Raw genomic sequence first — 853 nt, forward strand, 5'->3', positions numbered from 1 at the left:
GTTTCTTTCTGATATCACATGTAGTACTTGCTAGACTCTTTTACTTGAATTATTAAAAGTATTAACAAGTTTAAGCTATTGCCGATCCATTATATTTAAGTTAATTCACCAAATAATTGTGCAATTTCGAGAATTGAGGCTGCTTGCTTATCGAAAAAAAAATCTTCTACATAAAATATAACTAGTTACCAAATATACCTTTTGTTTGGACTTATATAATAAATTTTAAAATGAAAACGTTTTTATTTAATGAGATGAATAGATGCTGTCTAGAATCAACATAATTGGTTAACGATAATTGTCATGATATAAATTATGGAGGTGTCTGAATATGAAAATTAATGATGCAATTGAGGTTTTAGATCGAATGCGCCTTCCAAATGGTGCTTATACCGCAAGTATTTCACAGGATTATAATTTCGTTTGGATACGAGATGTGGTCTATACAGTTTTACCGTTTTTGCATAGTAGTTCTGAGCGTTATGAAAAAGCGTACCATGCTTTATTTGACCTGTTCAAAAGGTATGAATGGAAAATCGACATTCATCGTGAACAGAAACCGGTTCATCTTTTTGAATATATTCACGCTCGGTATTCCACAGAATTAAAGGAAATCAATCAGGAATGGGGTCATGCTCAGAATGATGCAATTGGCGCCTTCTTATGGGGTGTAGGAGAAGGTGTTAGCAATGGTCGAAAGGTTATTCGCGATGACAAAGATCTTGATATCGTTCAGAAGTTAGTCGAATACCTTGAGTGCCTCCAGTACTGGCAAGCACATGATAATGGAATGTGGGAAGAAAATATCGAGTTGCATGCTTCAAGTGTCGGTGCATGTGTCGCTGGATTGCAT

1 protein-coding gene is annotated in these 853 nt (G+C 34.9%); it reads left to right on the plus strand.

The annotated features are described in order from the left end of the window. Positions 1-331: 331 nt before the first annotated feature. Positions 332-853 (plus strand): glycoside hydrolase family 15 protein (locus AC1DOS_RS20365; RefSeq protein WP_477538942.1); only part of this gene is annotated, 522 nt, incomplete at its 3' end.

The organism is Paenisporosarcina sp. P5_A11, from assembly GCF_056400705.1.